The sequence below is a fragment of the Undibacterium sp. SXout7W genome, assembly GCF_049339385.1.
Lineage (GTDB): Bacteria > Pseudomonadota > Gammaproteobacteria > Burkholderiales > Burkholderiaceae_D > Undibacterium.
On the sequence record NZ_JBMPPF010000007.1, the window covers coordinates 23,219 to 43,129 of the forward strand.

Below are 19,911 nucleotides of genomic sequence, written 5' to 3' on the forward strand. Positions count from 1 at the left end.
TGAGGCGTATCATTGATATCAGACACCCTGATGATGGGATGAGGAAACAGATCAATCGCAAGCCCGCCATGCACACATTAAAAAAAATGCTATACGGTAATGTCGCTTTTCTTGAAGGTGAGGAATACCGTGCTTTTCAGTTCCGGTTTTTATGCATCGTTCTTTTAGCAGGCGCCGGGGTCACTGCGCTGTTGCTGATAGGTGTCGCTACCGCAGCTAATCACATCGACATGAGACATGTAGGGTCGATGACGGCTTTTACGATACTCAGCCTCATCGTCTGGCTGCTTTTGCGGGGACAGCCACAGCGATTTATCACGCTCGCCTGGGTGTATGAAACGGTATGTCTGCTGGAGTATGTCTCTGCTTTGTATTTTGTGTCTGAAGATGAAATGCGGGTAATCTGGTTTTTTACCAATATTCCGGGCGTCTACATTTTGCTGGGCCAGCGGCCGGGGATGTTGATTACTATTGCGACGATTATTGGTCTTGGTGCTGGCAACTCTTCACTACCCAAACCATATTCGCCGCATGCGATTGCGACGTTGCTGGCGGCGCTGGCTTATTTTGGTGCTTTTTTCCATGTCTATGGCGCACGCTCGATATCGTATTTTGTCCGTATGCGGGAATCCAATCGGCAACTGCGCCATATTGCCAGCCATGACCCGTTGACTGATTTGCTGAATGCCGGCGCATATTACGCGACTTGTGATCAGTTAATTCATCTGGCAAATCGTCATCAGCAACATTTTTCTGTACTGTTTGTCGATCTCGATCATTTCAAAAGAATCAATGACACTTACGGACATGAGGCTGGAGATATTGTGCTGAAAGCAGTGACTAAACAATTGCAGAATTCGGTGCGACAAAGCGATGCCGTCGGACGGATTGGCGGTGAGGAATTTTCAGTATTCTTGCCCGATACAGATTTAAGCGGTGCGACTAAACTAGCCGAATCCATGCGCAGCGAAATTGAAAAACTCATGCCACAAATCGGCACGCAACGCATTAAGGTGACAGCCAGCATCGGTGTAGCAAGTTGTGAACGCAGTGAAGACAGCATGGCGGCAATTCAGCGCAGAGCGGATCAGGCCATGTACGATGCGAAACAACAAGGACGAAACCGGGTATCGTGTTTTACGCAAACTACCTGATACGCGGAATCGAACGACTTGTGGCTTCAGTGATGCGCCATTGAAAAAACTTTACAGCATCTGCAGTGTATTCACTGACATAGACAAACACGGATGCAATCGCATACCGCAGCCGTGTTTGCCCCTCCCTGATCAGTGCAGGTTCGCACTGACGGACTTCAGCTGGAGGCGATCATGGTTTTAGAGCGGGCCGCATGCAGTTTTTTGTAGCTATCAATCAACCGCTGATGGCGATCCAGCCCTTCCAGATTCATGCTCGTCGGCGTTAAGCCATAGAAGCGCACACTACCATTGACCGATCCGATGACCGCATCCATACGTTCGTTGCCAAACATACGACGGAAATTGGTTTCGTAATCATCCAGCTCCAATTCATCATCGAGCGTGACTTCCAGCACCACGTTCAACGCCTGATAAAACAAGCCGCGTTCGACGCTGTTGTCGTTGTATTGCAAGAAGGCTTGCGTCAAATCCTGCGCGTCTTCGAGTTGTTCTAAAGCGAGGTGGATCAGCAGTTTTAATTCCAGCACGGTGAGTTGCCCCCAGACCGTATTTTCATCAAACTCAATGCCGATCAGGGTGGCGATGTCGCTGTAATCGTCGAGTTCGTTATTCTCTAAACGATCGAGCAAGTCTTCCAGTGCATCGTCATCGAGCTGATGTAAATTCAGAATATCGTTGCGGAACAATAAGGCTTTGTTAGTGTTATCCCAGATCAGATCTTCGACGGGGTAGACTTCTGAATAACCCGGTACCAGGATGCGGCAAGCGGTCGCACCTAACTGATCATACAACGCCATGTAGGATTCTTTGCCCATATCGGCAAGGATGCCAAACAAGGTGGCGGCTTCGTCGGCATTGGAGTTTTCACCTTGGCCAGAAAAATCCCATTCCACAAATTCGTAGTCGGCTTTGGCACTGAAAAAGCGCCATGACACAACGCCGCTGGAATCGATGAAATGCTCAACAAAGTTATTCGGCTCAGTCACAGCCTGACTGACGAAGGTGGGTTGCGGCAAATCATTCAGGCCTTCAAAACTGCGACCTTGCAGCAATTCTGTCAGGCTACGTTCCAATGCGACTTCAAAGCTCGGGTGTGCACCAAACGAAGCAAACACGCCGCCGGTGCGCGGGTTCATCAGGGTGACGCACATGACCGGATATTGCCCGCCTAGCGAAGCGTCTTTGACCAGTACTGGAAAGCCTTGTTCTTCTAATCCTTGTATGCCCGCAAGGATGCCCGGATACTTTGCCAGCACGTCTTGCGGCACATCAGGCAAGGCGATTTCACCTTCGAGGATTTCGCGTTTGACTGCGCGTTCAAAAATCTCAGACAAACATTGCACCTGCGCTTCAACCAGCGTATTACCGGCGCTCATGCCATTGCTGGCAAACAGGTTTTCGATCAGATTCGACGGGAAATAAACGGTCGCGCCATCGGATTGGCGCACGAATGGTAATGAGCAAATACCACGTTCTGCGTTACCCGAATTGGTGTCGATCAAATGCGAGCCACGCAGTTCTTTATCGGGGTTATAAATTGCCAGACTGTACGCATCCAGAATCTCTTTTGGCAGCGCATCTTTTTTACCCGACTTGAACCATTTTTCATTCGGGTAATGCACGAAATCCGCATTCGCAATATCTTCGCCCCAGAACGAACCGGCGTAAAAATGATTATTACTCAGGCGCTCAATGTACTCACCCAACGCCGACGCCAAAGCACTTTCTTTGGTCGCGCCTTTGCCATTGGTAAAACACATCGGTGAATGCGCATCGCGGATATGCAATGACCACACATTCGGAATGATATTGCGCCACGATGCGATTTCGATTTTGATGCCCAGGCCCGCGAGTAAGCCTGACATATTCGCGATGGTTTGCTCTAACGGCAAGTCTTTACCGAGGATGTAGGTCGCGGCGTCCGCATCTGGATTCAAGGTCAGCAAGGCCTGTGCGTCGGCATCGAGACTATCTACTTCCTCAATCACAAATTGCGGACCTTCCTGCACGACTTTTTTTACGGTGCAGCGTTCAATCGAACGCAAAATACCCTGACGATCTTTATCAGAAATATCAGCGGGCAATTCAACCTGAATCTTGAAAATTTGCGCGTAACGGTTTTCCGGATCAACAATATTGTTTTGCGAGAGGCGGATATTCTCAGTGGGAATATCGCGCGTGTTGCAGTACAACTTCACGAAGTACGCCGCGCACAATGCCGACGACGCCAGAAAGTAATCGAAAGGCCCGGGCGCCGAGCCATCGCCCTTATAGCGGATAGGCTGATCAGCGATCACCGTGAAATCATCGAACTTGGCTTCGAGGCGAAGCTTATCGAGAAAGTTGACTTTAATTTCCATAAGAGTGTTCCAAAAAGCGGCAAAAAGCGCGTTAAAAGTGAGTTAGGCGCCATTATCCGTTCTTTTAGCCGTAGACGCACCAATAGCCTTGCCCCCGAACCGCTAAAACCAGCAACCTGTTCGCATTCTTGTAATAACTGATGGAGCATTCCCAGCCCCGGTTCATAACATCGTGCCATTGAATCCAAGAATCGCAATCAATTTGCTAAGTATCCCTTGAGCAACAAGTAGCAGCAATGCCATCAATGTCATTCTTTACTCCCACGCACAATACGCCACGCCCTGCATCGCTAACTTAACAATACGGCCTACCGAAAACATGATGACGCTCATGCCTATACAAATGAATGCGCTCACGAAGATTAAGGTTGATAGATTAAGTGGCCTCATAATGCTTTTTTGTGCTTTCTTACAATGAAAACAGGCTTCGTTTTTTGTACCTGCGATTACCCAGATTTTTCCACTCCATCTTGCATTGAGATTTACACTACCCCTTGAAGAAATGATGGCACGCAAAAAAAACGCGCAACAACACGCGCAACAAAGGAAACCCATGCAAAACTGGCCTATGTTAAAGACACTCTGGCAACGCCATTGCGATCCAACTTATCAAGCCAGTGCGCGAGAATCAATGGAATGGGAACAACAAAAACAAGCCCTGTATGCCAATCAGATTGCGCACCCTGTCACACTCAGATTTCTACTGCAAGAGCGCCCGACGCTGGAAGAATTCCACGACTGGATCGCGTATACCAGCGCGCAGTATCAGGTAACAGAAGACAAATCGGACATTGATAATAACCGCTATCTTCTCTCGGCCGAAGAAATCGCTTTCTGGCAAGAAAACGGCTATCTGGTTCTGCATAATGTCATTGACGCTGCCGCTTGTACTGCCAGTTGCAATGCGATCTGGCAGTACATCGGTGCAACGCTGCAAGAAACATCAAGCTGGTATCAGCCACAATGTATTCAGCACGGTCTGATGCTACCTTTGTACAATCATCCGCAATTAAACAGCAACCGCGCATCACAGCGTATTCGCGCTGCCTATGCGCAACTCTACGGTAGCGAAGCACTTTACAAAACTATAGATCACGTCAGTTTCAATCCACCGGAAACGCCCTATTTTTCTTTTCGTGGAAGTACCCTGCACTGGGATTTCAGCATCGCGCAACCGATACCGGAACGCTACCAGGGATTACTGTATTTAACCGACTGCGCCAGCAGCGATGGAGCGTTTCATTGCGTGCCTGGCTTTCATCACCAGATCGCAGACTGGCTCAGGCAATTCAAGCCCGGAGACAACATCCGGCAAATTGCAGCAGAAACACTGGCGACTCGCGCCGTGCCGGGCAATGCAGGCGATTTCATTATCTGGCATCAGGCCCTGCCTCATTGCGCAACGCCTAACCACGGCCAAACACCGCGCATGGTGCAGTATCTGACTTATATTCCGACGAATCATGTAGAACATAGTATATGGATTTGAAGACTGACAGCATTGCGCCGGATTCACATCTCCGGGTTATCGCTTTACGCCAGAATACATGCGTGACACCATCGCAGAAAAGCACCGTCGCCACACCTGATGCGTTCATTGTCGAAGCCGGTCGGAACAATACGACATGCCCTGCGATGAAGGACATAAGAGGGGTACCGGATCAAAAGAATGCCTGTGTTAAACTTTTGCCCTCAGCCGCTACAACGCACACATGAACACACATGAGCGCAAAGGCTTCACAGGACAATCATGACAACCGCAATTCATCAACTTTTCCCTCAGCCTTTATGGCAATGGTTTGAACAAATCTGTGCAATTCCGCACCCATCCAAACACGAAGCCGCACTCAGCGAATTTATCCAGCAATGGGCAAAGCAACGCGGCTTGCCGGTGGTGGTCGATCATGTCGGCAACCTGATCATCCGCAAACCAGCCACCGCTGGCATGGAAGACCGCAAAACCGTCGTGATACAAGCGCATCTGGATATGGTGCCGCAGAAGAATGCAGATAAAGTGCATGACTTCACGACCGATCCTATCCAGCCATGGATCGACGGCGAATGGGTCAAGGCAACTGGTACAACATTAGGTGCCGACAACGGCATCGGTATGTCATCCGCGTTGGCGATTCTGGGTTCGGACGATATTCGCCACGGCCCGCTGGAAGTACTGCTGACAGTCGATGAAGAAGCCGGCATGACAGGCGCGTTCGGCTTGCAGGCAGGCATGTTGAATGCCGAAATTCTGATCAATACCGACTCCGAACAGGAAGGCGAAATCTACATGGGTTGCGCCGGTGGTGTGGATGCCGAAATCAGCGTCGCTTTGCAATGGCAGCCAGCGCCAGCAAATCAGCAAGCGTTCACGCTCAGCATCGCAGGTCTGAAAGGCGGTCACTCCGGCGTGAATATTCATCTGGGGCGCGGCAATGCAAATAAACTGATTGCCCGCTTCCTTGCCCGGCATGCGAAGGAACTCGGATTATCGTTATCCGACATCAAAGGCGGCTCGCTGCGCAATGCAATTCCACGCGAAGCGCAGTGCAGCTTTACGATCGCCCCTGCACAAGCTGCATTGTTAGAGCAACGCGTCGCTCAATATCAGGCGATATTGCAAGCCGAGCTGGCCGTCGTGGAACCCGCATTAAAACTCAGTCTGCAAAGTACACCATTGCCTGCGCAGGTCTTGCAGGCAGCAACGCAGACAACACTGATTAACCTGATCAATAGCTGCCCGAACGGCGTGATCCGCATGAGTGACGAGATCACAGGCGTCACCGAAAGCTCACTGAATGTAGGCGTCATCAATACCTCGCAAGACAAAGTGAGCATCCTATGCCTGATCCGTTCGCTGATCGATAGCGGTCGTGAAAACATCGAAAGCACGCTGCAATCGCTGAGCGACCTGGCGGGTGCACAGATCGCGTTTTCCGGTTGCTATCCAGGCTGGAAGCCTGATACCAGCTCTGCGGTGATGGCGATCGTGAAAGACACCTATCAAAGCATTTATCACAAAGAACCGGTGATCATGGTCATCCATGCGGGACTGGAATGCGGTCTGTTCAAAAAGCATTATCCTGAACTGGACATGGTTTCTATCGGCCCGACCATCCGTTATCCGCACGGCCCCGATGAAATGGTGAATATCGAAACTGTCGGTCAATACTGGACGCTCTTGCTGGCCGTACTGGAACGCATCCCAGCAAAAGAATCTGTTTGATTTTTCGTTTTATTTTTCGTTTTATTTTTGACTATTTTTTTCTGAATTCTGATGTGATGATGAGCGTATATTGACAGTCGTGAAGCCTGTCATCACATCGGATTTGTGGTTGAATTCAGCGGCAATGTCGCCATCGTGTTTTTCTGTGTGCATTTACTTTACTACCTTCTTTTTGGCATCATGATATTTTTAAAGTGGCGACGGCAGTACAAACAGGCATTGATTTTTTTGCTGATACTATCCGTGAATATCGCTCATGCGGGTGTTGTGGGTAACGCTGATACAGGCCAGATCGCATTTCGCAAATGTGCCTCCTGCCATCAGACAGGCCCTTCCGCGCGAGGTGGTTTTGGGCCGCAGTTGAACGGGATTATTGGCAGAGTGGCAGGATCAACAACTGATTATTCTTACTCGACGGAAATGAAAAATTCCAGAATCATCTGGACAGAAAAAAATCTGGCTGCGTTTCTGAAATCGCCCAGTGATGTTGTTCCCGGTACCAAAATGCGTTTTTACGGCATCAGTGATGAGCAACAAATCGCCAACCTGCTAGCGTATCTGCGTGGTGTTCGCTGACAACATGACTTGAAACAGAACAAGTTATTTGCACAGATAAACATAAAACAAACATACAGCAAGCGAGGAACGGGCTTACAGCCCGTTATTTTTAGCTACAATCAGTTATTTATCTATCGTCCTGCAGCGTTTAACTCTTTATCATTCAATGAAAATTCATGGGGCATGGGAGATTACTCTCGTCAGAAATGTGCTGGTTCGCACGACAGCGGGCAGTTTCAATGAACCAGGCACATTAGCCTGTTTTCGGGAAACACAAGAAAAAGCGCCGCTCGATCAGCCATGGGCAGGGCTCACCAATGCGGCAAATTGGGAAATGTCGAATGCCGCATCGCTACAGGCTTTTCCGCAAATGCGCGAATGGGCATTCGCTCATGGCTGCGCCTGTCTGGCGGTCATTGTGCCAAATGCTGTGCGTATGAATATACATCAACGTCAAACAGGTAATTTACCGCAAGAGCTGGTGCATTATTTTGCAGACATGGAAACAGCTTGCCAATGGCTGACGGGCAAGGGTTTTCCTTTTACTCCGGACGATTATCCACACGCAGAATTTGTGGCAAAAACTGCCCCACCCTCCTGATCCGCCCTCTCCTCTCTACCTGCATGATCCACCTGAGCAATCGCAGACACATCGCTGTTTAAAGCAATTGTTCCCATTCTTCACGCAGCAATGCATACATCGCGATATCAATATGCTTGCCTCGGCTGAATACGGCACCGCGCGCAATCCCTTCCTTACGATAGCCGCAACGAATCGCGACTTTTTCAGAAGCGAGGTTCAATGTATTCATGTGGATTTCCAAACGATTAATCAGCATCGTCCTGAACAGATACTCCGTCAGCAACGTTACTGCCTCAGTCATCAGACCTTTACCACGGGTATCGCTGGAAAATAATGCGTATCCTATTTCTCGGGAATTGAAATACGGTACGGTTTTAAAATGAAAAATCTGCCCCAGTATTTTCCCCCGATGTGAGTCATGCCCATCAACGATCAAGAACGTCTCGCGTGCTTCTTTGGAATAGGCTTCTGTTTCGTATTTTTTTTCGATGACACCGGGCAAATTCAATTCCAGCGACAAAAAATCGCCTTTAGATTCGGGAGCATTGATCAGCTCTGTATACAGCGCAACTTCGTCACGGCGCATATGACGTAAGTGGAAATTACTTCCTTGAATCATCTTCAGCCTCCTATGTATGTGTGCAGACAGTAACAACAGACCGTTATCTGGTGAACAAGTTCCGGTTGGATTTTCAGTTCAATATCCGCCATCGTTTTTTGTATAACAGCGATACGGTGACGATGTCGGCTACAATGCCTGCCTTCACCAGATTACTGGTAACTCCGTTTAAATCAGAACTGATGACGCAAAACCACGCCGACGGCGTGATAGCTCCTTATTGTGCAGACCAACTACAGGATGGCACGACATTCGTCGCCATGGTGTGACCAGGGTTTCAGGCAAGATGTTACTTGCTGGCGAAACGAGCATCACGTGCAAGTGGTGTTTCCCACGGCAAAGGAAGCTTGTCCGGCTTTGCCGGGACCATGTTGCGTCAGTTCTATGAATGAAAGAAATACCATGAAATTATTTTTCAGAATGCTGCGTGCAGTTCTTGGCCCTGTCTTGCTGCTCAAAGAACAATTGACCAAACCGAAGGGGTTGGTACGAGCGGCAGCAGAACAAAAAAAGATTGATCGCGAATGCGAGTCTCTGGCTTTGTATCAGTTCAGCACCTGCCCTTTCTGTATCAAAGTTCGTCAGGAAATCCGTCGACTGTCGCTCAATATCGCACAGCGCGATGCACAGCATATTGAAGAACACAAACAAGCATTGCTGGCTCAGGGCGGCAGCGCCAAAGTCCCTTGCCTGCAAATCAAACATGATGATGGCACTTTTCAATGGTTATACGAATCCAGCGACATCATCCGCTATCTGCAGCAGCGTTTTGCCGCAACCGTCTGACAATAGCATTCTGCAACTTTGCAGAACATCAAGAATCCGGCGACGTGACGCCAGCGTTTTCGGATTCCTATTTTTTTGAGAATTTGTTTTGCACGAAAATACACAATCAAACCATGATGAACCTCTCTCAGATCAGCCTGCTGAAGAGGAAGATACCCGGATTTTTGAAGCTCGCTTATGGCGGGATAAAGGCTGGACTGCCCGCGTCATCAAGAACGATGACGACGACGGCTGGGCTGTTGCGATGATCATGGATGGTGAGCCGGAACCAGCGCTGATTGGTCCCTGGACAATGGGGCGCGATAAAAAAAATCCCAAACCGCTGGATGCCAATGCATTCGGTACGCTGGTAAAAACCGCCAGAGAATTCGTCCGCAGACACGAGCAGCAAATGCATGCCATGTTGCATAAAAGTGTTTCTGTCAGCACCGATGACGCCGATTACCAAATTTTGCTTGATATCGTTCCTGACGAGTACGAGCCCTATGCCTGCCTGATCGCACAAGACCGGTTCGGGAATGAACTGGCAATGGTCAAAGTCGCACCTAACTTTGTGCTGAACCGGCAAACGGCATTGCGCTGGATAGAAAACGAATTCCGTCGCCCGGCGAATTCATGACACATCCTGACACATTCTGGCTTACACTCCATCGCCCCATTCCCCTATCTATCCACTGATGCAGCCTGATTGGTTGCGTCAGTCTCAGATGATCCATCCCCTCGCTGTTTCATTGATTGATCGCAGGCACTGGATTTGCATCAGCATCGTCATACCAACGACGGTAACAATCGCGGTAACGAGGGTAAATGAGCTCCTAACAAGCTGCCAAATAAGCTCGGCAAGAAACCGTCGTTGAAAAAATGCTGAGAAATAGTGTTGTATGCATCCTGCATGGATCCAGCACCTCGCTCAACATCACATCCAGCAATCCACTCAATCACAATCGAGAAATAATGTTAAATAAGCGCAAACAAGTAATTAGTCGTTAAAATCGTTGATGTTTTATATTTATTTCTCTTAAGACATTCACTTATCAATGAAAATTGTGCTCCTTATCGGTTTGCTAGCAGGACAAATGCTCTATGCGAACGCAGCACAAGCAGAGGTTTATACCTGCAAAGATGCTAACGGAAAGGTGTTTGTTTCTGACAGGCCCATTCCTGAATGTGCATCCCGCACCATGAGCGTACGTAAAGAAAACGGCTCCGGTCTGCGCGACATTCCTCCCCCGCCAACGGCTGAAGAACGAAAAAGAGCTGAACTCGAAAAACAGAGGCAGCAACAGGAAGCAATTGCTGAGGAGCAGAGAAAAAAAGAAGAGCGCTATCTGAGTGCGCGCTATCGCAGTGAGGCCGATATTGAAACCATGCGCCAGAAATCACTCGATGTTAATCGTGAAAAAATAAAAGCGGGCAACGAGCAGATCAAAATGATTCAGCAATTGATTGCTAATATCAACAATGAACAAAAAAATCGAAGTAAGAATTCCAACTCCAATACCAGCGCTGTCGACGGACGCATCAAGGAGTTAAACAACTCGCTAAAAGAAACCGCCGCCCTGAACGCCACGTATCAAGCCGAGCAAACACGCATCAACAGCGAATATGATGCCACGCTGAAACAATACCGGGACATTATGGGGAATAGGCATTAATAGTATCGATGACACCTATAGCGGCAAAAACACCTGAAATATACTCCCCCGAGTATTAAAATCCACGCCTTATTTTATGCTGACAAGCGAGCAGTTATGCAAATTTGAAGGGGGAGTATATGAAAACTGCAATAATTCATCATCGACTGGCTGCAATAAAGACAGGCTCGGCCTCCAGCTGCACGCCAAAACGCAATCCAACATCCCGCTGGATAGCACTAGCCAATTCACGCACGTCGTTGCCACTGGCGCCACCGAGATTGACTAATACCAGCGCTTGCTTTTCGTACACACCAGCGCGCCCGAGATGCTTGCCTTTCCAGCCGCATTGATCAATCAACCAGCCTGCCGCAAGTTTGTATTGCCCATCCGCCTGCAAATAGCTGACCAACTGCGGATATTGCTGCAATAAGGACTCGCGCTTGCCTGCATCGACAATCGGATTTTTGAAGAAACTACCCGCATTACCAATCACCGCAGGATCGGGCAGTTTAGCCTGACGAATAGCGATAATGGCCGCGCTGATATCAGCCGGTTGTGGCGCCGCGATCTGATGCTTTGTCAGATAATCAGCAACGTCAGCATAAGCGCAGCGTGCCTGCCACTGCCTGGGCAAGGCGAACGTCACATCCAGAATGACCAGACGATCGCGATAAGCATGTTTGAAAACACTGTCGCGATACGCAAAACAGCAGTCGGATTTATTCAGCGTTACGATCTCGCCCGTCTCAAAATCAAAGGCACTGAGCTGATGAAACACGTCCTGAATTTCAACGCCATACGCACCCACGTTTTGTATCGGTGCAGCGCCAACAGTTCCCGGAATCAGCGACAGATTTTCCAGACCACCGATTCCCTGCTGCAAAGTCCACTGCACAAAATCATGCCAGGATTCGCCAGCTTGTCCTTGTACAAAGACGTATTGCTCATTTTCGCCAACGATACGTCTGCCTTTAAGCTGCATATGCAACACGAGCGCATCAACCTGATCGGGCAAGAGCAGGTTACTTCCGCCGCCAAGGATAAGTCGCGGCATGCATGCCAGCTCTTTATCCTGATACAGTGCCTGTAATTGTTCGCGCTCAGTAATCGTTAAAAAAGTACGCGCACGCGCTGCGATGCCAAAGGTATTCAAGCCTTGCAACGAATAATCGCTTAAAAGTGAAAGTTTATTCTTCATAAGCGGCAAATTATAGCCTTTGCGCTTTGTGATAGTCGCGCATTTGATAAAATGGCTGCCATTCATTATTTTACGCAAGGAAGCAACATGCCCTCATTTGATACCGTCTCTGAAGCCAACATGGAAGAAGTCAAAAATGCGGTGACGCAGTCAAACAAAGTCATCACGAATCGCTTCGATCTGAAAGGTACCAGCGCTAAAATCGAATTGAAAGATAAAGAACGGGAAATTATTGTATTTGGTGATTCTGATTTTCATCTTGATCAGATCATCCTCGAATTGACTCAGACCCTGGGCAAACGCAAAGTGGATGTGCGCTTCCTTGATATGGGTAAAGTAGAAAAAATTGGTGGCGACAAGGTCAAACAAGTCATCAAGGTCAAGAATGGCATAGAAACCGAAGATGCAAAAAAAATCGTCAAAGCCATCAAAGACAGTAAGATGAAAGTCCAGGCAAGTATTCAGGGCGATGCGGTACGCGTTCAGGGTGCCAAACGGGATGATCTGCAGGCAGCGATGGCATTGTTGCGCAAAGAAATCAAGGATTTGCCTCTGGAATTCAACAACTTCCGCGATTAATCCTTGTCCATTGCCGGGTACGTCACGGATTCAACACTGACTATGTTAAAAAAAATTGCCTTACTCTGCGCCCCACTTTGCATGTTCCATGTTCATGCAACGGATATCGGCGTAGTTGGATTATTTCCCGGTAAGGCAATTCTGGTTGTCGATGGCGCACCACCCAAAACCTATTCCATCGGCAGCACTATCAGCAGCGACAGCAAGCTGATTGATGCGGACCGGGAATCTGCGACGATATTATCAAACGGTAAAAAACAGGTGCTGACGATGGGGCAAACCGTCCATCGTTCCGCAGCGGGTTCCGGCAACAGCATCGTCCTGCAAGCCGACCCCCGTGGTCATTTTTTTGTGAAATGCAATATTAATGGCAGTGAAAGTACCGTCAACATGCTGGTTGATACGGGAGCCAGCTTCATCGCCCTTCCGGCAGCCGACGCGCAGCGACTCGGCATCAATTACAAAAGTGGCAAAGTTGGCTATAGCAGGACAGCGAACGGGATTGTCGCGTCGTATCTGACCAAACTGGATACGGTAAAAATCGGCGATCTGGAATTACACCAGATTGAAGCAGCGATACAGGAAACCGGTTTAACCCAGCCATTACTCGGCATGTCTGTCCTGAACCGCCTGGAAATGCGGCGCGAAGGTGACCAGATGACCCTGACCAAGCGTTACTGATCAGGGTATCCGGGTGAGCCAGCGTGAGGTGAGTGACGGTGGATCACTTTGCCTCGCTTTGCATCACCTTGGATGACTGTTTAGCGCTGAATAACTCAGTTCATATTATTCTGCTCAACAATCCCCAGCTGGAGATCACTCAGCTTGCTTCAGACGACGTTGCTTGACCGCCTCTGCCAGCCCTTCCAGCACCTTCACACTGGAATCCCAATCAATACAGCCATCCGTTACTGACTGGCCATACACCAGCTCTTTGCCTTGTACCAGATCCTGACGCCCCGCCACCAGATGGGATTCAATCATAACGCCAACAATACGCGTGTCGCCAGCAGCAATCTGAGTGCTAATATCGGCGCAGACAGGAATCTGGTTCGCTGGATTCTTGGAACTATTGGCATGAGAAGCATCAATCATCAGACGCGCTGCCAGACCAGCGCCGGCGATATCCTTGCACGCTGTATCCACACTGGCTGCATCATAGTTAGGTGTTTTTCCACCGCGCAGAATAATATGGCAATCTTCATTGCCATTGGTCGACACAATCGCAGAATGTCCGCCTTTAGTCACCGATAAAAAGTGATGTGGCTGTGATGACGCCTTAATCGCATCGACGGCAATTTTCACGTTGCCATCAGTGCCGTTCTTGAAACCAACCGGGCAAGACAATCCAGATGCCAATTCGCGATGCACCTGAGACTCGGTGGTACGCGCACCAATCGCTCCCCAGCTAATCAGATCAGCAATGTATTGTGGGCTGATCACATCCAGATATTCCGTTCCCGCAGGCAAACCCAGCTCGTTAATATTGAGTAGTAATTCACGCGCCAGACGCAAACCATCATTAATACGGAAGCTGTTATCCATATACGGATCATTGATCAAACCCTTCCAGCCAACCGTGGTCCGTGGTTTTTCAAAATACACACGCATCACGATTTCAAGTTCACCTGCAAAGCGATGGCGCTCTTTAACCAGACGATGCGCGTATTCCATGGCAGCCTTCGTATCATGAATCGAGCACGGCCCGATCACCACCATCACGCGATCATCCTTGCCGTGCAGGATGTTATGTAAAGCCATTCGTGCATTCGCTGCTGTTTCAGAAGCCTTATCGGAACAGGCAAACTCACGGATCAGATGTGAGGGTGGAACCAGTTCCTTCATTTCGCGAATACGTAAATCGTCAGTGCGCTGCATGCTTTCTCCTAAAATCATTCAAGATAACTGTATGTGATGCGTTGTGTGATGCATTTTGTGGTGCGTTGTATCGTGCTGCTGATCTATCAAAATAAAACGTGTATAAAACTAAAAGCTAAAAAAAAACCGCCATTCCTGGCGGTTTCTTAGAAATTTGGTTGGCTCTTTTTCTTCGTGCACTTACCGTTTTTCCACCGCCGTTGGCTGGGAATAGCTAAAGTAAAAAAAGAAAAAGAAACGTGTGAACTTCATTTTATTCGTGATTGTTCGTCAATTTAAATAATAATCTTCGGGACAGTAGTTGGAAACCAAATAATCCTTCCCTGATATTGCATTAAAACTGCGTCTTTGGCAAGCCCATTCAGACGTTTATGATGCATCTGGATTGATTATTTTTTCCATAATGCCGGTGGTTCCGGCGGCACATCATTTTGATTTGGATACACGTTAATCACAGGTGTACTGTTTGGCGAAGTTTTTAATTGCGGTGCATTACGGTTCATCCAGCGTCGCAACTCTGTCAAATTTGCCGCAATATCTTCCCGATTTGGACTCAAACGATTCGCTCTTTCGAGTAAATTCAAGGCCTTTTCACTATCCCCCTGCGCAGCATATGCAACCGCCTGGTTGTTTAATGCAGAAGCATCAAAGGGATTGATTTTTGCCGCTTCGGCAAATTTTTTACTGGCGGCAGCGGCATTGCCTTCCGCCAGAAAATTTCGCCCTTCCACTTGCGGATCTGCGGCCCATACTCTGGACGATAGCAACAGCGCAAGCAGGCATCCTTTAGCACTCATGTTCATCTTTTAATTTCCGAGGTAATAAGGTTTTGGTGCTACTGGTGGAAATGCCACTGCACTTTTTCTCGGTTCAAACGTATAGCGTAAATAAAGCAAACCAGCGGCATCGGTAAAATCACCGGAATTATCAGCAGAAATACGTCCACCCAAAGATAGCTGTGGCGTCAGCTGATATTCAGCCGCCCCCGCCAGACGATACTGAACACCAGTACGACTTTGCCCTGGATAATTCGTCTGAATTGCCAGCGTAGGATTAGCAGCGGCAAATACTTCCAGCTCGGCCTGATCAGCACTGGAGTTAGGATAATACGGCGCTGCTTCTTCTCTGAAATGCTGTACCCCGATCGATGTTGCCACCTGATAAGAAAAACGCCCCAGACGACCAGAAACCTCTAACGGAATACCCAGCGCGAGGTAAGACTTCGGACTGAAATAACCGCCATGACCATAAGTGAAGTAGCGCAAATTACGGTTATAGAACATGGTGGTCAGGCCAAGGCCCGTCGTCACCAATGTATCTTTACCACGGTAAGCACGCCAGTAAGCACCGGCTCCCAATTCAAACATGGTATTTTTGGCGACATTTTTACCGGTCAGACTGTAATACCCAGTGCTGGCATAGACACCGCCCTCATCACCGTCATACGACGTATCGAGGTGTACACCAGTCTTCGCTACCCCACCCCAGGTCAACCCATAAATACTGTCTTTTGTCCCGGCATAGGACAAGTAGCTGTCTGTCACGGAACGTCGCACCAGCTCGGCACCAAAATTAGCACCATCCGATTGCGTACTCCAACGCAAACCACCCACCACATTTTGTATCGGGAAGCCTATCGGACTGGAGCCAATATCGGCTTTGACACCTGCAATTTCATAACTCAGATTTAATGCCATGCCTTTGGCATCTTGCTCCAGTGCAGCAACCGTTGATAAACCTTGTTGTCGTGCAATCGTCGTAAATGGAACTTTACTGAATTTTGCCCTTTCGACCAGAATCGCATTACGCCCAAACTGTCCTGAAATCGACGGATCATTCAGGTACATCGTGCCAGCATCAAGCACGACTGGAATAATTTTTAAACCAAACTGTCCCATGCCCAAGGTGCTGACCTGGACTTCCATTGGCATTTCCAGGTCTTTTAACTGCGAAAGACCTTTTTCACCGCTTCTGACGCGAGTTGAAAACTCGGCTGTGACTTGAGATCGATTCAACTCATTCAAGGACTCAATTTCTTTTGCCAGCGCAGCTTCTTCCTGAGTCACATAGGGCTGATTTAGCTGGTTGGGCTGATTACGGCTCGTACTTCCTGTGGTTGCCTGCGCCTGCCTGAGCGAGCCAGCCGTTGAGTTGGTCGATGTATAAGATGAAGCAGGGGCACTACTGTAGTTTGCCTTATTCACTTCCGGCAAAGGTCTGGCAACAGGAGGCACATAAGGCATCACCGCAACCACCGTGCTGGCACCAGAACCGCCCGCTGAACTGACTGATGGGCTGATCGCCGCCGCAGGTACATTCGACACAGGTCTGACAGGAACATTGACCTGTCCGCCTGGTGCAGTAAACAAAGTGGCAGGTGCCGGAGCCGGGGCTGATGATGGTACTGGTGGTGGAACCGACCCTGGCACCGATGCAGGAACAGATGTCGGCACCGCCGGTAATTGCGGCACAACAGGCAGCATCCTTTGCGGTGCGGCAGTATTCGTCTGCGGCAAAGAAGGAAGCGCGCTATTGAATCCCGCATTCGTCGCAGGCACCTCTTTGAGCGCAGGAACCTGTGCACGGACAACATTAGCAGCTGGAGCTGCGCCCTTGCGATCGGCAAACGGATTCACTCTGAAATCAGCCAATGCAGAAACTGGAGCCTGCGCAACCAGACGCAAACCGTTGGCTCCCATGCCATTCACCGGATGCTGCGCCTGCTCTAATGCCAATGCCTGTTTGAAATAACCCAGCGCCTTACCATTATTACCCTGTGCTCTGGCGACGTTGCCAGCCAACGCGATAAATCGTGGATTGTCAGGCTGCAATCGCATCAACGTGGCCAAATATGTTTCGGCACCAGAAAAATCTTTCGCCTGAATAGAGGCATACACCAAGCCCTGAAGAACTTCCGGATTCTCAGGCTCTGACTGCAATACTTTATTGAATAATTCTTTGGCTGAATCAGTATCACCGGCAGACGTGTAGATTCTGGCCAATGCCAGCAGTACCAGATTATCGTCCGGATCAGCCATCAGCATCGGTTGCAGATAATTATATGAAGCAGCGTAATCGCCCGCTTCACGAGCCCGCTCTGAATACCGCATCGATAAAACACGTTGCAGATTTTTAAAGTCAGCTATTTCTTCGGGCTGGAGATTTGGCATGGCAGCGATTTTTCGCATCACCGCTTCTAATTCTGCCTCCTGATTTGCGCGCAGCAGCGTACTGGCATATTGCAGTAACAAGCCAGCAGAAGGCTGGGGCGTGTTTTGCACAGCCTGGCGTATCAATCCGTAACCACGTTCCGGATCGCCAATTTTGATCTCCATCGCAGCAATCGTGCCGATGAACTCAGGCTCGTAGCCGGCCGCCGCTTCAGTTGCTGCCAGTATCTGACGTGCGGCATCAGGATTTCCTCGCTGGATCAGAAAATTCATTCTGTCTAACTGCACCCGTATCCACAAACGCTTTTGCAATTCAAACATCACAGGTTTTCTGGCAGCCACAGGGATACGCTCCAATGTCATCAGCCCTTCCCACCAGAATTGCTGTATCGCACTGAGCGACGCGCTGACGTATAAAGCTTCCGCCGAAGGCGCTTCAACATTGGTCAGCGCATCAAGCAGCGAACGCGCCTGGCCGGGCATGTCACGCTTCAGGTAGATCTTTGCCAGCGCCATGCGAAGCCACGGATTTTCTGGCGTAATCAAGATAGCATCTTCGAGCAAACGCTGCGCCGTCGGAATATCTCCTGCAGTTTCTGCAACTTTGGCCTTTTCCTGCAAATCATTGGCCTTAAGATCCGCCACAATCGTCAACTGACGTGCTGACATATCCGGAGTCAGCTCTTCCAGATCCTTCAAGCGTTTTTGCAGCACCAGAATCGACATCAGTCCATCCAATGCCCCCTGGTTTTTTCTGTTACTTTTTAAAACCAATCGGTAATTTTCTTCCGCACCAGGGAAATCATTTTCCGCCTTTAATGCATCTGCCAACTGAAGAATCCCGACCGCCTCCTGCCCATTCAGGCTTACCGCTTTACGTAAAAACTCAATGCCTTTTACACTGTCACTGTCCTCAAATGCCGTCCTTGCTTCTTCCAGCGTCGCCCAGTAATTAGATTCAACATATAATTTTTTCCACTCGTCTTTCCCTTTAGTGGAAGCGAGATCCAATGCTTTCTGGAAAAAAGTACGTGCATCGATAAATGCCTCTTGTCGCATCTTTACCAAGCCCATGCCGCCATGTCCGGCAGGGTCTTTAGGATGTGTTTTGATCAATGACTGAAATTCAGACTCAGCCGTTTTCAGGTCATCGGCTTCAAGCGCTTTATATCCGGCAGATTGTGTTTTCACCACAGGATTTTCTGGCCTTGGTTTTGGCGGTGCTTTTTTTTCTTCAGGAGCAGCGCTTGCCGCAGCGACAGGGGCAGGTCTGGTCAGATTCGCCAGTCGGTCTTGAATTGCCTTGTCATTAGGGAATTTTTCTAAATAAGCATGAAAATATTTGGTATTAACGTTTTTACCACCCATCCACGTGAGTGTCTGACGCCAGGCATCTGTCGCCTGTTTGCCGACATCGGCTTTATTACTCAGGCTCTCCAGCATCGCCAAGCCTTCGAGACGGGTATTTTCGCGATAAGTCAAAACCTGTGCTAATGCCAGCGCATATTTGGTATTCGAAGGATTTTCTTTGGTCAGCCGCTCCAGGCCTCGTCTGGACTCAGGATATCCGGCAACGGTGCCCGCCAGCACTTGATAATACTCATATGCTGCGTCCCCTTTTAACTTGCTGGGGTCGCCCATTAATTTATAACTTTCGACCGCCGCTTCTGCATCACCCTGCTTGGCGAGTCTTCGGGCATCGTCCAACTGAGCGTTACCACCACTGGTACCGCGTCGTATTGCTTCTTCTGCAACTTTAATCTGTGGGTTATTCGGAGCCACCTGCCTTAGCTTCGCCAAATAACCTTTTGCCAGTTCAGCATTACCGCTGCGTGCCTCATGGACAGTCAGCGCTACTAATGCGTCGACACTCCCGGGATCAACATTTAACAGCTTTCGCCAGGCATCGGCTGCGTTGTCAGGACGTCCACGCTGAGTCCAGAACTGTGCCTGTTCTATTAATTTCTGATTCAAGGGAGAATTTGCGAGCGCAACCCCGCTGTCGAAATACATCGATAAAAGCGCCACTGCGATCGCTTTTTTCTTAAGAACCATTCATTTTCCCCTGTTTAGCACTTTTCATCAGCGCTGAAAATCTATGCACAAATACAAATATCCTAATCTTGCAGGATTAGGATATTTGTCGGCTAAATTCGAACCATGTCA

At 49.0% G+C, this 19,911-nt stretch carries 17 protein-coding genes; 11 read left to right on the top strand and 6 right to left on the bottom strand.

The window, feature by feature from the left end; all coding sequences use genetic code 11:
• Positions 1–68 precede the first annotated feature (68 nt).
• Positions 69–1,154, top strand: a complete 1,086-nt coding sequence (locus tag ACO0LB_RS08500; protein ID WP_423048439.1) for a GGDEF domain-containing protein — start codon at positions 69–71, stop codon at positions 1,152–1,154.
• A 158-nt stretch (positions 1,155–1,312) separates the two neighbouring features.
• Here ACO0LB_RS08500 and ACO0LB_RS08505 read toward each other — a convergent pair whose 3' ends face one another.
• Positions 1,313–3,517 carry an OsmC domain/YcaO domain-containing protein gene (locus ACO0LB_RS08505; protein WP_423048441.1) on the bottom strand — a complete coding sequence of 735 codons (2,205 nt, stop codon included), beginning with the start codon at positions 3,515–3,517 and terminating at the stop codon, positions 1,313–1,315.
• 553 nt (positions 3,518–4,070) lie between these two features.
• On the opposite strand from ACO0LB_RS08505, the gene ACO0LB_RS08510 reads away from it, so the two are divergent.
• The 4 genes from ACO0LB_RS08510 (at position 4,071) to ACO0LB_RS08525 (ending at position 7,896) form a co-directional block, all read left to right on the top strand.
• On the top strand, positions 4,071–5,006 hold the full coding sequence (locus ACO0LB_RS08510; RefSeq protein ID WP_423048443.1) for a phytanoyl-CoA dioxygenase family protein: 936 nt from the start codon (positions 4,071–4,073) through the stop codon (positions 5,004–5,006).
• A 261-nt stretch (positions 5,007–5,267) separates the two neighbouring features.
• Positions 5,268–6,737: an aminoacyl-histidine dipeptidase gene (locus ACO0LB_RS08515; protein WP_423048445.1), complete on the top strand. Its 1,470-nt coding sequence runs from the start codon at positions 5,268–5,270 to the stop codon at positions 6,735–6,737.
• Positions 6,738–6,980: 243 nt separating this feature from the next.
• Positions 6,981–7,313, top strand: a complete 333-nt coding sequence (locus tag ACO0LB_RS08520; protein ID WP_423048447.1) for a c-type cytochrome — start codon at positions 6,981–6,983, stop codon at positions 7,311–7,313.
• A 148-nt stretch (positions 7,314–7,461) separates the two neighbouring features.
• The gene (locus ACO0LB_RS08525; protein WP_423048449.1) at positions 7,462–7,896 is read left to right on the top strand and encodes a hypothetical protein; all 435 of its coding nucleotides are present in this window, start codon (positions 7,462–7,464) and stop codon (positions 7,894–7,896) included.
• A gap of 58 nt (positions 7,897–7,954) precedes the next feature.
• Here the strand turns inward: ACO0LB_RS08525 and ACO0LB_RS08530 are convergent, their stop codons facing one another.
• Positions 7,955–8,497, bottom strand: a complete 543-nt coding sequence (locus ACO0LB_RS08530; RefSeq protein ID WP_423048451.1) for a GNAT family N-acetyltransferase — start codon at positions 8,495–8,497, stop codon at positions 7,955–7,957.
• Positions 8,498–8,517: 20 nt separating this feature from the next.
• On the opposite strand from ACO0LB_RS08530, the gene ACO0LB_RS08535 reads away from it, so the two are divergent.
• The 4 genes from ACO0LB_RS08535 to ACO0LB_RS08550 all read left to right on the top strand — a co-directional run bounded on the left by ACO0LB_RS08535 (position 8,518) and on the right by ACO0LB_RS08550 (position 10,938).
• Positions 8,518–8,766 (top strand): hypothetical protein, encoded by a 249-nt coding sequence (locus ACO0LB_RS08535; protein ID WP_423048453.1) that lies wholly within the window; start codon positions 8,518–8,520, stop codon positions 8,764–8,766.
• 133 nt (positions 8,767–8,899) lie between these two features.
• On the top strand, positions 8,900–9,283 hold the full coding sequence (locus tag ACO0LB_RS08540; RefSeq protein WP_423048455.1) for a glutathione S-transferase N-terminal domain-containing protein: 384 nt from the start codon (positions 8,900–8,902) through the stop codon (positions 9,281–9,283).
• Between the two features lie 88 nt (positions 9,284–9,371).
• Entirely contained in the window at positions 9,372–9,902 is a 531-nt protein-coding gene (locus ACO0LB_RS08545) for a hypothetical protein (RefSeq protein ID WP_423048456.1), read from the top strand.
• A gap of 418 nt (positions 9,903–10,320) precedes the next feature.
• Entirely contained in the window at positions 10,321–10,938 is a 618-nt protein-coding gene (locus tag ACO0LB_RS08550) for a DUF4124 domain-containing protein (protein ID WP_423048458.1), read from the top strand.
• A 139-nt stretch (positions 10,939–11,077) separates the two neighbouring features.
• On the opposite strand, the gene murB is transcribed toward ACO0LB_RS08550, so the two are convergent.
• Positions 11,078–12,118, bottom strand: coding sequence for a UDP-N-acetylmuramate dehydrogenase (murB, locus tag ACO0LB_RS08555; protein ID WP_423048460.1), 1,041 nt, complete (start codon positions 12,116–12,118; stop codon positions 11,078–11,080).
• A gap of 87 nt (positions 12,119–12,205) precedes the next feature.
• Between murB and ACO0LB_RS08560 the strand changes: the two genes are divergently transcribed.
• A complete protein-coding gene (locus ACO0LB_RS08560; RefSeq protein ID WP_423048461.1) occupies positions 12,206–12,697 on the top strand; it encodes a YajQ family cyclic di-GMP-binding protein in 492 nt (163 codons plus the stop codon).
• Between the two features lie 42 nt (positions 12,698–12,739).
• Positions 12,740–13,378: a retropepsin-like aspartic protease family protein gene (locus tag ACO0LB_RS08565; RefSeq protein ID WP_423048463.1), complete on the top strand. Its 639-nt coding sequence runs from the start codon at positions 12,740–12,742 to the stop codon at positions 13,376–13,378.
• A 135-nt stretch (positions 13,379–13,513) separates the two neighbouring features.
• Here ACO0LB_RS08565 and aroG read toward each other — a convergent pair whose 3' ends face one another.
• The 3 genes from aroG to ACO0LB_RS08580 form a co-directional block, all read right to left on the bottom strand.
• Entirely contained in the window at positions 13,514–14,575 is a 1,062-nt protein-coding gene (gene aroG / locus ACO0LB_RS08570) for a 3-deoxy-7-phosphoheptulonate synthase AroG (protein WP_423048465.1), read from the bottom strand.
• 389 nt (positions 14,576–14,964) lie between these two features.
• A complete protein-coding gene (locus tag ACO0LB_RS08575) occupies positions 14,965–15,372 on the bottom strand; it encodes a tetratricopeptide repeat protein (protein WP_423048467.1) in 408 nt (135 codons plus the stop codon).
• Between the two features lie 9 nt (positions 15,373–15,381).
• Complete coding sequence (locus tag ACO0LB_RS08580; protein ID WP_423048469.1) at positions 15,382–19,800, bottom strand: cellulose synthase subunit BcsC-related outer membrane protein; 4,419 nt, start codon at positions 19,798–19,800, stop codon at positions 15,382–15,384.
• Positions 19,801–19,911: the final 111 nt, after the last annotated feature.